Source organism: Rhodopila sp. (assembly GCF_035548095.1).
In the GTDB taxonomy this organism is placed as follows: domain Bacteria; phylum Pseudomonadota; class Alphaproteobacteria; order Acetobacterales; family Acetobacteraceae; genus Rhodopila.
This window is the reverse complement of record NZ_DASZUV010000016.1, coordinates 1-12,748: the sequence shown is the minus strand read 5'-3', so window position 1 is coordinate 12,748 and position 12,748 is coordinate 1. Positions and strand designations below refer to the sequence as shown.

At 66.5% G+C, this 12,748-nt stretch carries 11 protein-coding genes; 6 read left to right on the top strand and 5 right to left on the bottom strand.

Annotated features, from left to right (window positions below; translation table 11 throughout):
• Window positions 1–7 precede the first annotated feature (7 nt).
• The 3 genes from VHC04_RS12890 to hrpB all read right to left on the bottom strand — a co-directional run bounded on the left by VHC04_RS12890 (window position 8) and on the right by hrpB (window position 4,350).
• Window positions 8–691 (bottom strand): response regulator transcription factor, encoded by a 684-nt coding sequence (locus tag VHC04_RS12890; RefSeq protein WP_325681794.1) that lies wholly within the window; start codon window positions 689–691, stop codon window positions 8–10.
• A 10-nt stretch (window positions 692–701) separates the two neighbouring features.
• Window positions 702–1,805 (bottom strand): trypsin-like peptidase domain-containing protein, encoded by a 1,104-nt coding sequence (locus VHC04_RS12885; RefSeq protein ID WP_325681792.1) that lies wholly within the window; start codon window positions 1,803–1,805, stop codon window positions 702–704.
• Between the two features lie 112 nt (window positions 1,806–1,917).
• On the bottom strand, window positions 1,918–4,350 hold the full coding sequence (gene hrpB / locus VHC04_RS12880) for an ATP-dependent helicase HrpB (protein ID WP_325681789.1): 2,433 nt from the start codon (window positions 4,348–4,350) through the stop codon (window positions 1,918–1,920).
• Between the two features lie 252 nt (window positions 4,351–4,602).
• Here hrpB and VHC04_RS12875 point away from each other — a divergent pair, with 252 nt between their 5' ends.
• Window positions 4,603–6,639 carry an NAD(+) synthase gene (locus VHC04_RS12875; RefSeq protein WP_325681787.1) on the top strand — a complete coding sequence of 679 codons (2,037 nt, stop codon included), beginning with the start codon at window positions 4,603–4,605 and terminating at the stop codon, window positions 6,637–6,639.
• Entirely contained in the window at window positions 6,632–7,405 is a 774-nt protein-coding gene (locus VHC04_RS12870) for a sulfite exporter TauE/SafE family protein (protein WP_325681785.1), read from the top strand. The genes VHC04_RS12875 and VHC04_RS12870 overlap by 8 nt, the downstream gene beginning before the upstream one ends.
• Before the next feature lie 49 nt (window positions 7,406–7,454).
• Here the strand turns inward: VHC04_RS12870 and VHC04_RS12865 are convergent, their stop codons facing one another.
• Together VHC04_RS12865 and VHC04_RS12860 are read right to left on the bottom strand one after the other, a co-directional pair.
• Window positions 7,455–7,937 (bottom strand): peroxiredoxin, encoded by a 483-nt coding sequence (locus VHC04_RS12865; RefSeq protein WP_325681783.1) that lies wholly within the window; start codon window positions 7,935–7,937, stop codon window positions 7,455–7,457.
• A gap of 183 nt (window positions 7,938–8,120) precedes the next feature.
• Window positions 8,121–9,494, bottom strand: a complete 1,374-nt coding sequence (locus VHC04_RS12860; RefSeq protein WP_325681781.1) for a hypothetical protein — start codon at window positions 9,492–9,494, stop codon at window positions 8,121–8,123.
• 141 nt (window positions 9,495–9,635) lie between these two features.
• Here VHC04_RS12860 and VHC04_RS12855 point away from each other — a divergent pair, with 141 nt between their 5' ends.
• The 4 genes from VHC04_RS12855 (at window position 9,636) to VHC04_RS12840 (ending at window position 12,423) form a co-directional block, all read left to right on the top strand.
• Window positions 9,636–9,884, top strand: coding sequence for a CBU_0592 family membrane protein (locus VHC04_RS12855; RefSeq protein WP_325681779.1), 249 nt, complete (start codon window positions 9,636–9,638; stop codon window positions 9,882–9,884).
• Between the two features lie 116 nt (window positions 9,885–10,000).
• Entirely contained in the window at window positions 10,001–10,786 is a 786-nt protein-coding gene (locus VHC04_RS12850) for a 3-hydroxybutyrate dehydrogenase (protein ID WP_325681777.1), read from the top strand.
• A gap of 42 nt (window positions 10,787–10,828) precedes the next feature.
• Window positions 10,829–11,428, top strand: coding sequence for a D-sedoheptulose-7-phosphate isomerase (locus tag VHC04_RS12845; protein ID WP_325681775.1), 600 nt, complete (start codon window positions 10,829–10,831; stop codon window positions 11,426–11,428).
• Window positions 11,425–12,423, top strand: coding sequence for an NAD-dependent epimerase/dehydratase family protein (locus VHC04_RS12840; RefSeq protein ID WP_325681773.1), 999 nt, complete (start codon window positions 11,425–11,427; stop codon window positions 12,421–12,423). Before VHC04_RS12845 ends, VHC04_RS12840 begins: the two co-directional genes overlap by 4 nt.
• Window positions 12,424–12,748: the final 325 nt, after the last annotated feature.

Here is a 12,748-nt window from a genome sequence, read left to right as displayed (position 1 = left end):
ACGGGGATCAGGTCGGCTCCGCCCGCAGCATGTAGCCGGCATTGCGGACGGTGTGGATCAGCGGGGACGGGAAGGGCTTGTCCACTTTTTGCCGCAACCGCGAGACATGCACATCGATCACATTGGTCTGCGGATCGAAATGATAGTCCCACACACCCTCCAGCAGCATGGTGCGGGTCACAACCTGGCCGGCGTGGCGCATCAGGTATTCCAGCAGCCGGAACTCGCGCGGTTGCAGGTCGATCTTCTGCCCGGCGCGCTTGACCTGGCGGGACAGCAGATCCAGTTCCAGGTCCTCGACCTCCAGTTTGGTGACCGGCCCCTCGCCCTTGCCCCGCCGGGCGAGGGCCTCGACCCGAGCAAGAAGCTCGGCGAAGGCGAAGGGCTTCGTCAGATAGTCGTCGCTGCCGGCCTTCAGGCCTTTCACGCGGTCATCCACGTCGGCCAGCGCCGACAGGATCAGCACCGGCACGCTGTTCTTCTGGCTGCGCAGTGTTTCCAGGATCTTCAGTCCATCGATTCCGCCGGGCAGCATGCGGTCCAGGATCACGGCGTCGAAACTCTCGCTGGCAGCCAGGAACAGGCCGTCGCGTCCATTGTCGGCGTGCTCGACCACATGTCCGGCCTCTCGCAGGCCCCGAACGACAAAGCCGGCGACGTCCTTGTCGTCCTCGACCACCAGGATACGCATGATCCTCTCCCTAGCCTGCCTGTTCCGCCGGCCGTCGGCCGACGCTCACAGGAATATCCATTTCGCGCCCACTGCGTCGAATCGTCACGCGAATGGCACTTCCCGGCCGTTCCGCCGCGACCGCCCGGATCAACCCGCGCGAGCTGTCGATCGGGTCGCCATTGACCGCCACGACCTGGTCGCCCGCCCGGATACCAGCCTTCGCCGCCGGCCCGTTGCGGTCCAGCGCGGCGATGATAACCGCGTTCTCCCGGTCTTCAACCGAAACACCGAGCCAGCCGCGCGCGATGGAGCCCTGATCGAGCAATTGCGCGACGATATGGCTGACGGTATCGGACGGGATGGCGAAGCCGATGCCGACCGAGGCGCCGGTTGGAGAGACGATCACGGAACTGACGCCGATCACCTGTCCCTCCATATTGAAGACCGGACCGCCCGAGTTACCCGGATTGATCGGGGCATCGAGCTGGAGGAAGTTGTCGAACGGCCCCGCGCCAAGATCGCGTCCCCGAGCCGAGATGATGCCGACCGAGACGGAGCCGCCCAGCCCGAACGGATTACCGGCGGCCAGAATCCAGTCGCCGACCTCCACCTTCCGCGAATCGCCCCAGGACACGGCCGGCAGAGTGCCAGGACTATCCACCTTGATCACGGCAACGTCGGTCAATTCGTCATGGCCCAGTACTTTCGCCGGCAATTGCCGTCCGTCCGCCAGGGACACGATAATCTTGTCGGCGTGTCCGACCACGTGATTGTTGGTGACGATGATTCCGGTTGGGTCGACGATGAACCCTGACCCCGCACCGGCGACCTGCTGGCGGCGGTTGTTGAAGCGTCGGCGGAACTCCCGCCCCAACGGTGTATCGCGCAGCTCCGGCGGCAGGTCGCTGGCGATCTCGCTACCCGTAACGGTCTCCGTCACCGCGATGTTGACGACGGCCGGCAGTATCTTTTTCACCAACGGGGCGAAGCTGTCCGGAGCCGCCCGGGCAGTGGCATTGTTTGCGCCGGAGCAAGCGGCGGTGGTCAGCACGACGCTGAGAACCAGGCCACGCCACACACCGCGGCGAGACAATGCCGTGGCGGCCGAGGATAGAAAGGGAACGGCGGGCATAAGGGAATCGGCCTCCGATGCGGGCTGATACGCCCGCCTCCAGATGGCACGGCCACGTCGGCGTAACAAGAATCCGCTGCGATCAGTTTTCGGTGGAACGGACGAACGCCGGTCAGGTCGGCTTGCCACCGTCTTCCGGCCAATTGTGCTTGGGATAGCGGCCGCGCATATCGCGGCGTGCATCGGCCCAGGCCCCCTTCCAGAAACCGGCCAGATCGGCGGTGACGGCGATAGGCCGGCCGGCCGGAGACAGCAGGGCGAGGCGCAGGGGAATCCGGCCGCCGGCCAGCGGCGGAGTCGCGGCCAGCCCGTAGAAGGCTTGCGCCCGCGCCGACGCCAGCGGTGGCGATTCCATGTAATCGATCGCCGCCCGGCCGCCCGGCAGGGGCAGATGGGTCGGCAGATCGCGGTCCAGGCGCACATTCAGGGCCCAAGGGAGCTGGGCGCGCAGCATATCCTGCAGGTTGAGCCGCTGCAGATCAGCCATCCGGGACATGCCGGCCAGATAGGGCGGCAGCCAGCTCTGGATGGAATCCATGAGGGATGGGTCGCTCAGATCCGGCCACGGCCCGTCCGGTTCCACCTGCCGCATCAAAGCGACCCGCGCCTGGAACTGTCGCGCCGCGTCTGTCCAGGGCAGCGGTCGCAGGCCATCGGCGGCCACCTTGGCGGCAAGTGCCGCGGCGATCTGCGCCGGGTCCGCCGGTTCGGTACGGTCCGACAGCACGAGGCTGCCCAACCGCCGGCGGCGCCGTGATAAAAATCCTCCGCTGACCGGGTCCAACCCGGTCTCCACCGACTCGGTGCAGCGGGCGAGAATGGTCTCGGGCAAGGCATCGGGGTCCAGCCGGGCGGCAAGGCGGATACGCGCGGACGCCCTGACGTCGATTGCCGCGACCGCCAGCAGGCCGGCCCTCGCCAGCGGATCGGTGATCCCAAGCCGGCCGCCGCCGCCGCCCGAGAAGCGGAAGGAGCCCGGTTCGCCCCGCCGCTGGGCGACGCGGTCGGGGAAGGCCGCCGCGAGCAGGGCACCGGCATCGCCTGCGGCGATGACGTCTGGCGGCACCTGCAGACGGCGGCGATATTGTCTGGCGGCTTGGCGTATGCTGGCCAAGGCGCCTCGATCGGCGGCAGGATCGCCATCCCGGATGGCGTCCAGACGCAGCCCGATATCCGCCGGCGCATCCTGCGCGCGCAGCGGATCACGTTCTTCCAGCAGCGCGGCAATGTCGGCGGCCAGGGCCTGCTGCGCTGGCGTCGCGGCCGCATGCATCATTGCCGCCAGACGCGGATGTGCGCCGATCCGCACCATGTCGTAACCCGCTTCAGTGATGCGACCCTGGCCGTCCAGCGCTCCCAGCTCCGTCAGCAGCGCCGCTCCGGCGGCAAGTGCGCCGGCCGGCGGCGGATCCAGGAAGCGCAGCTCGGCCGGCGGCGTGCCCCAGGCAGCGCAGTCCAGCACGAGCGCGGACAATTCGGCCTCGAGGATCTCCGGCCGGTCAAACGGGGCCAGGCCGCGATGCAGCGCCTGCGACCACACGCGGATGGCAACGCCCGGCGCTTCCCGGCCGGCTCGGCCGGCCCGCTGGTCGGCGGCGGCCTTGGAAATCCGCACCGTCGCCAGCCGGGTCAGTCCGGTGGAGGGATCCAGCCGCGGCGACCGCCGCCAGCCGCCATCGACGACGATGCGAACGCCGGGAACGGTCAGCGAGGTTTCGGCGATCGACGTGGCCAGCACGACGCGGCGTGTCTCGGCGGGACGCAGCGCCCGGTCCTGCTCCGCCGGCGGCAACGCGCCATGCAGCGGCAGGACCAGGGCGCCACAGCCTGCCAGTGCCGCCTGGGTGCGGCTGATCTCCGCCATGCCGGGCAGGAAGGCCAGAATATCGCCCGCATGCTGCGCCAGCGCGGCCTTGATCGCGCGAGCCACGGCTTCAGGCAGGTCACGCGGATGGGCGATGTCACGCTTCTGATGCTCGACCGCCACTGGAAACAGGCGGCCAGCGCTTTCGATCACCGTGGCGTCCATCAGGCCGGACAGGCGGGCGCCGTCGGCGGTCGCGGACATTGCCAGCAGCCGGAGGTCAGGCCGAAGCATCTTCTGCAGGTCCAGGCACAGCGCCAGGCCGAGGTCGGATTCCAGGGAGCGTTCGTGGATTTCGTCCAGGATGACGGCGGCGACGCCTTCAAGGCCGGGATCCGCTTGCAGACGGCGGAGCAGCAAGCCCTCGGTGATCACCTCGACGCGCGTGTCGGGACCGCCCGCCCCGTCCAGCCGCGTGCGGTAGCCGATGGTCTGGCCTGGTTTTTGGCCAAGCAGAGCGGCCATGCGGGTGGCGGCGGCACGCGTGGCGAGGCGCCTTGGTTCCAGCATCAGGATGCGTCGATCGCCGCGCCAGGGGGTATCGAGCAGGGCGAGCGGCACCAGCGTGGTCTTGCCGGCGCCAGGCGGGGCAATCAGCACGGCGTTGCGGCCGGTGGCCAGCGTATCGAGCAGCGCCGGGAGGGCTTCGGTGACGGGCAGGGCGGGACGGTCGAACGGCACTGGCGGGTGATAGACGGTCGGGACTGCCGGGGCTACCGGCCGGGGTCGTCTAGGAGGTCCAAGCCGGAGAGCTGCCTGCGCCGAGGGGCTATCTGCGCCATGGGGCTATCAGCGCCACAGTCGCCGGCCTTTTGGTCGCCGGCCTTTTGACCGCCCGCCCTTTGACCGCCCGCCCCTGGATCGCCCGCCTTCGGATGGCGCGATGCGCACCGTCCCGGCATAGTGGCCGCTGAGATCATCCGGGTTCCCGCCATGAGTTTCCGCTCCCTCTACCGACACGGCTTCGTCCGTGTGGCCGCCTGTACCACCCGCACATCGCTCGCCGATCCGGCGGTGAACGCTCAGGCGATCCTGCGCATGGCGCGGGATTGTGACCGGCAGGGCGTGGCTCTGGCAGTGTTTCCGGAGCTGGGCCTGTCGGGCTATGCGATCAGCGATCTGCTGCAGCAGGTGACGGTGCTGGACCAGGTCGAGGCGGAGATCGAGACCATTCGCGCCGCATCGGTCGAGCTGCTGCCGCTGCTGCTCGTCGGTGCGCCGCTGCGTCACCTGGGTGCACTGTACAACTGCGCCGTCGCCATCCACCGTGGCAAGGTGCTGGGCGTGGTGCCGAAAATCCACCTGCCGAATTATCGTGAATTCTATGAACCGCGGCATTTCGTATCCGGCGACGGCCATGACGGCGGCTGCATCGTCCTGGCCGGCGAAACCGTCCCATTCGGCGCCGACCTGCTGTTCGCGGCCGCCGATCTGCGCGGCTTCGTCGTCCATGCCGAAATCTGTGAGGATGTCTGGGTACCGAACCCGCCCAGCGGCGAGGCCGCCGTGGCCGGGGCAACGGTGCTGGCGAACCTGTCGGCCAGCAATATCACCATCGGCAAGGCGGAAACGCGGCGGCTGCTGTGCCGCTCGCAATCCGCGCGTTGTCTGGCCGCCTATGTCTATGCGGCGGCGGGGGCGGGCGAATCCACCACCGACCTGGCATGGGACGGTCAGGCCTCGGTATTCGAGAATGGGAATACTTTGGCCGAGACCGAACGGTTTCCGGTGGCGGACCAGGCGGCAATCGCCGATATCGATCTGGACCTTCTGCTGCAGGAGCGTCTGCAGATGGGATCCTTCGATACCAATCGCCGTCGGCATGCCCGCCCGTACCGCCGGGTCGGCCTTACGCTGGCGCCGCCCACGGGCGACATTGGCTTCCGCCGCACGCTGGAACGATTTCCGTTCGTGCCCGCCGACGTTGCCAGGCTCGAACAGGATTGTTACGAAGCGTACAATATCCAGGTCTCCGGCCTGGCGCAGCGAATGCGCGCGACCGGATTGAAGAAGGTCGTCATCGGCATTTCCGGGGGCCTCGATTCCACGCAGGCGCTGCTGGTCTGCGCCCAGGCCTTCGATCTGCTCGGCCTGCCGCGCAAGGGCATCCTGGCCTATACCATGCCGGGATTCGCCACGTCCGATCATACCAAGTCGAATGCCTGGAAGCTGATGCGCGCGCTGGGCGTGACGGCGAACGAGCTGGATATCAAGCCTGCCGCGAAACAGATGCTGAGCGATCTTGGCCATCCGTATTCCGCCGGCCAGTCGGTCTACGACATCACGTTCGAGAATGTGCAGGCCGGCCTGCGGACTGATTATCTGTTCCGGTTAGCCAACCACAACGGTGGTATCGTGATCGGCACGGGCGATCTGTCTGAATTGGCGCTGGGCTGGTGCACCTACGGCGTGGGCGATCAGATGGCGCATTACAACGTCAATGCCGGTGTGCCGAAGACGCTTATTCAACACCTGATCCGTTGGATCATCGGGACCAAGCGCTTTCCCGATGATGTCTTGGCAACGCTGAACGCGATTCTATCGACCGAAATTTCTCCGGAGCTCGTGCCGGTGGCGGAGGGCGAGATCCCGCAAAGCACCGAGGCAAAGATCGGCCCTTATGCCCTGCAGGATTTCACCCTGTTCTACATCCTTCGCTACGGCTTCCCGCCATCGAAGATCGCTTTCATGGCGGAGCATGCGTGGTCCGACGCGGGGCGCGGCAAGTGGCCGCCGCATTTCAGCGACGATCGGCGCGTGGCGTACGACCTGAAGCAGATCCGCCATTGGATGCAGGTCTTCCTCAGCCGGTTTTTCGCGTTCAGCCAGTTCAAGCGCAGCGCGATGCCGAACGGCCCGAAGGTGTCGGCCGGTGGATCGCTGTCGCCACGCGGCGACTGGCGCGCACCATCCGACGGCAACGCGGCGGCGTGGCTGGCGGAGCTGGAACGGAAGGTACCGATTGAATAACAGTGATCTCGCTCGCTATGGCCTGCTGATTGTTGCGGGACTGGTTGCCGGGACCATGAACGCCATCGCCGGAGGTGGATCCTTCGTGGGCTTTCCGGCGATGGTGCTGGCCGGATTGCCCCCGATCGCGGCGAATGCGACGAACACCGTGGCATTGTTTCCGGGGACGATCGCCAGCACCTGGGCGTATCGTGCGTCGCTGCCTGGCGTCGCGGGGATTTCGTTGCGCCTGCTGCTGCCGATCACGCTGGCGGGTGGTGTAACCGGCGCGGTGCTGCTGCTGGTGACGCCGGGCGCCGCCTTCGATCTGGTGATTCCCTGGCTGCTGCTGCTGGCGACGCTGACCTTCGCGGCCGGGCCGCGGCCGGGCGCCTGGCTGCGTCAGCACGCGCGGATCGGACGGCCGACGTTGATTGCGATCCAGTTTCTGCTGGCTGTGTACGGCGGTTATTTCGGTGGTGCGGTCGGATTGATGATGCTGGCGGTGTGGACGCTGATCGACGCGGCCGACCTGAAGATGCTGGCCGGCACACGCACTTTGCTGGTCAGCACCGCCAATGGCGCGGCGATCATCTGCTTCCTGCTGGCCGGTGCCGTGCGGATGCCGGAGATGCTGGCGATGATGCTGTCAGCCATCCTGGGCGGCTATCTGGGCGCGCGGTTTGCGCTGTATCTGCCGGCGCCGATGCTGCGCCGGTTCATCGTGGCACTCAGTGCCCTGGTGACGCTGGGCTTCTTCGTGCGCGCATGGCGGCACGTGTCCTAGGGATGGCGTGGCGGCCGGACGACAGACGCGGCCCGACCGCCAAACCGGTTTAGAGGGCCGCCATGACGGCTTCGGCCTTGCTGACCTCGAAGCCGCCGGGTTGCTCGACGCCCAGATAGGTCACCTTGCCGTCCTCGGCGATCAGGGCATAGCGCTGGCTGCGGATGCCCATGCCACGCGCATTGAGGTCGAGTTCCAGGCCCAGTGCCTTGGCGAACGCGGCAGCGCCGTCGGCCAGCATGGTGACCTTGCCGCCGGCGCCCTGGTCCTTGCCCCAGGCGCCCATCACGAATGCGTCGTTGACCGCCACGCAGGCAATCTCATCGACGCCCTTGCTCTTGATCGCCTCGGCGTTCTGCACGAAGCCCGGCAGATGCTTGGCGCTGCAGGTCGGCGTGAAGGCGCCGGGGACGGCGAACAGCACCACCTTCTTCCCTTTGAAGATGTCATCCGTGGAAATTTCCTTCGGGCCGTCCGCGGTCGCGACCGTCAGTTTCATTGACGGAATTGTGTCACCGACCTTGATCGTCATGGTTGCTTGCTCCCCGCAAGTGTTACCGGAATACCTGCCATAGCCATAGGAACGACAGGGTGCGACTCCTAACCCCGTCCGCGGCCAGAGTCACCCCCACCAGACCCATCCGGACAGAGTCACCCTTGCCGCAGCCCGCCACGCGGCGTCGATTGTTCATCCACATATCTCATCCGTTATATCTCACCCGTTCTGGCGCAGCCATGCCAGGTACCCGCGCATCGCCGCCAGCCTGTCCCCGGCATCGCCGCCGAAATGAGCGAATCCCAGCCGGCGTGTACCGGATGGCGAGACGGCCGGATCGACCTGCGGCACCACGCGCGGGGTCAGTACGTCAAACGCCGCCGCATCGGTCTTGTGCAGGACGTAGTTCAGCACTGGCTGATCATACCATTCCAGCGGCTGACGGGTGCCGGTGCCGCGCGCCAGGGCGTACAGGCAGGACAGCACCACCGGAAAGCTGCGGCGCGCGAGATGGATGTCGGGAATGCCGATCAGCCCTGCCGTCGCGCCGCGTTCGTTGCGCGGCCGAGCGGTCTGGTCGGCCGCAAACAGGTTGGCGCCGTAAAGATTGTGGGTGCCAAGCAGGTCATCCTCCAACGCGAGACATAAGCGATCGGCGCGATGGATCGCCCGCAGCAGACCGCCGATCGGCTGATCGCACAGCACATCCGGAGCCAGATAAAGCAGTGGCCGGTGGGCGGCTAAAGCCGGAATATCGTGGATGCGGTACTTCGCCGCGGCGTGGTCCAGGCTGTCACGCGCCGGCGCGGTGGCCAGGGTGATCTGCCGCTCCATGCCGGGCGGGACCGCCCCGCCCAGTTGCTCCGGCATTCGATCCGTGAACAGCAGGATTTCCCCGTCATACCGTCCGAACTGGCGCAATGACTGCAGTGCCAGGCTCAGTCGCTCGAAAACATCATCCGCACCGAATGCGGTCAGATAGACCAGTGGGCGCCACGGTGAAAGGCGTTCGACCTTCCAGCCGTCGTAATGCAGGGTGATATCGTGCCGCGCCGTCGCTGCCGGCCGGGCTGCCAGGACCTCCGCCAGCCCGATCGTGATCTGTCCGACCTGCACGGTGAAGCCGGTCGTCGGACGGATGCTTCCGGCCGGCAGCACCGTGTCGTGGCTGGCCGACAGCCAGGCGCGCCGAACCAGTTCCGCCAGCCAGTCGAGGTCGGTCTCGTCGACTGGGGCAAAAACCTCCCAGGCGCCTTGCTGCGAGCGGGTCAGTGACAGCGTGCCATCGGCTTCGGCGCACAGGAAAATACCGTTCGCCTCCAGCGCGAACAACCCGTCCTGCAACTGGTGCCGCCGCAGCGTCAGCGGTGCGCCGCCAGGGGAACGGCCGAGCCGGCCATCGGGTCGGAGGCCGTCGATCGCGGCGGGTCCGCTGGGCGTCGCGGCAATCAGCGCATCGCGGCCGAAGCGGTTCTCGATCCGCAGGGTGCGGGGGGTTGCCTCCACCGGACCGTGGCGCAGCGTGTTGGTCTGTTCATCGAACCAGACAGCGGAACCATGCACGGTCAGAAGGAAGCTGCTGGGCAGGTTCATCGGGTCGAGCCGCCTCCAGCGGGATGGTCTGGCCGGTGGGTAGCGCTGCCGGCCCGCGGGTGCAACGCGGGAAACGCGGCCCTGGAGGGAGGCATATAAGGGATGGTTTCGGCTGGCGGTGGCAGACGGTAAAGGGGCGGGATGCAACTGGATCCCTTTACCCTGGCCGGCATTGCCGGCGCAGGCTTCTTCATCTTTGCCTATTTCGCGGCGCTGCAAGGGTGGGTTGTGCCCAACAACTGGCGATTCCCGGCCCTGAATCTGGCCGGGGCCCTGCTGGTGCTGGTGTCGCTGTATGACGCCTGGAACCTGCCTTCGGTTATCCTGGAGGCATTCTGGGGAGCGATGAGCCTGTACGGGCTGGCGCGCAACTTGCTGCGCACGCGCTGAACCGTGCTGTCGCGGCAGCCTGTTCGCGGTGGCGCCGTTCGTCCATGATGCAATGCAATACGTGACGGGCAATACGTGATGGGCAATACGTGATGGCGCGGAAGGAAGAGACGCGGATGACTTTGAAGGGAAAGGTCGCCCTGGTGACGGGCTCGACCAGTGGGATCGGTCTTGGCATCGCTCGGGCGCTGGCCGGTGCCGGCGCGGACGTGATGCTCAACGGCTTCGGTGACGCGGCGGTGATCGAGACACTGCGGGCCGGGATCGCGGCCGCGCATGGCGTCAGGGTTGGCTACAACGGCGCGGATATCAGCCGGCCGGCGGCGATCGCGGCGATGGTTGCGGACACGGCGAGGACGCTGGGCGGCGTCGACATCATGGTGAACAACGCCGGGATTCAGTTCACCGCCAATGTCGAGGATTTTCCCGACGAGAAATGGGACCAGGTGATTGCCGTCAACCTGTCCGGCGTCTTTCACGGCATGAAGGCGGTCATTCCGGGCATGAAGGCCAAGGGGTGGGGACGGATCATCAACATCGCCTCGGCGCACGGATTGGTCGCCAGCGCGCAGAAGGTCGCCTATGTCGCGGCCAAGCACGGGGTCATGGGCGCCACCAAGGTCGCGGCGATCGAACTGGCGAACGCCGGGATCACGGTCAATGCCATCTGCCCCGGCTGGGTGCTGACCCCTCTGGTGGAACGGCAGTTGAAGGATCGCGCCGACAAGGAGGGAACCACCGTCGAATACCAGACCCATGCGCTGGTGGCGGAAAAGCAGCCAATGGTGCAGTTCACCACGCCGGCTCAGATCGGCGGGCTGGCGGTATTCCTGTGCTCCGACGCCGCAGCGACGATGACGGGTGTGCCGCTGTCGATCGATGGTGGATGGACAGCCCAGTAATTGTGTAAACGACCGGGGTCTTGAATTGACCCCGGAGTTTTCATGCATACGCAGGAAGCGGCGCGTTTCGCCGCGATGATGACCAAGTCGGCTGACCTGAAGCGGCGCATCGCCGTGGAACTGGCCGACGCGGTGATCAAGGTCGTCGATGTGTGTGAGACCAGCCTGCGGCAGGGCGGCAAGCTGTTGTTCTGCGGCAATGGCGGGTCGGCGGCCGACAGTCAGCATCTGGCGACGGAGATGCTGATCCGCCTGCGCTCCAGCGTGGAACGGCCGTCGATCGCGGCGCTGGCGTTGACGCTCGATCCCGCCATGCTGACTGCCTGCGGCAACGATTACGGCTATGATCGGGTGTTTGAGCGGCCATTGCGCGGCATCGGCCAGCGCGGCGATGTGCTGTTCGGTATCACGACGTCCGGCCGCTCTCCCAACATCGTCAGGGCGATGGAGGCGGCGCGGGAGATGGGCATCGTGACCGTCGGCCTGCTGGGTGGCGCGGGTGAGCCGGCGCTGAGCCGGTGCGACCTGGCCCTGCTGGTGCCGGACTCCGAGACGGCGCGCATCCAGGAATGCCACATCGCCCTCGGCCACGCCGTGCTGGAACTGCTCGAGGATCGGCTCGTCGCTCGGCCGCTTTCGTGAAGATCCTCGTCACCGGCTGCGCCGGCTTCATCGGCTTCCACGTAGCCGAGGCGCTGCTGGCGCGCGGTGACGCGGTGGTCGGGGTCGATAATCTCAACGACTATTACGATGTGCGGCTGAAACGAGCGCGGCTGGACCGGCTGACTCCGCGGGACGGATTTGCCTTCACACGGCTGGATGTGTCGGACCGGGAGGCGGTGGGAACCATGGTCGCCGCCCATCCGGATATCGAGGGGATCGTGCATCTGGCCGCGCAGGCGGGGGTCCGTTATTCTCTGGTGGACCCGTATGCCTATGTGCAGGCCAACGTGATGGGGCATCTGGTGGTGCTGGAAGCGGCGCGGCGGCTGACGCGGCTGCGGCATCTGGTCTACGCCAGCACCTCCTCGGTCTACGGCAGCAATACGGAGATGCCGTTCCGGGAGACGGACCGGGTGGATTCACCGGTGTCGCTATATGCGGCGACGAAGCGCGCGGACGAGTTGATGAGCCACGCCTATGGCCATCTGTTCGGATTGCCGCAGACCGGCCTGCGTTTTTTCACCGTCTATGGCCCGTGGGGGCGGCCCGACATGGCCTATTTCGGCTTCGCCAGAGCGATCGTCGCCGGGGAGCCGATCACGCTGTACGACGGCGGGCGGCTGCGACGTGATTTTACCTTTGTCGACGATATCACGGCCGGCGTGGTGGCGAGCCTGGATCGCCCGCCACAGACCGGGGCACCGCCGCGCCTGCTGAATATCGGAAATCACCGGGTGGAAGAGGTGAGGGAGCTGGTCCGGTTGCTGGAGGAGGGGCTGGGACGGAAGGCGGTGATCCGGTCGGCGCCGCGTCCGGCGGTGGATGTGGAGGCGACGTATGCCTCGATCGATGCGATTTCGGCGCTGACGGGATTTGCGCCGGCGACGTCGCTTTCGGTGGGAATTCCACGGTTTGTGGCGTGGTTCAAGGCGTGGTCGGAGGGGGAGCCCGACGGGTTGGGGCAAAAATTTTGAAAAACGCGCTTGACGGGGTGGGGCGATCGGCCTAAATCGCCGTCCACCGCGACGGACGATTTCACTTGCTTCGGTTCGCCGCGCAGACTACCTTCTCCGGTCTGTACCGGATTGGGTGCTCAAGCAAAGCAATCCGGGCTGCGGGCCTACTGAAAGTGGGCTGCGGTCGCGTTTTTGCCTTGTGGTTCTTTGACAGTAGCATATGGAATGGAAGGGATACGTTGGCGGCGCCCTTAGCCTGACGCGGGAGCGTTTTGGGGTTGGCTTGGCCTGGTATTGGGGATTTTGTGGGCTGGTGAGAGCTGGTTCGGAAGCTTTGATATCT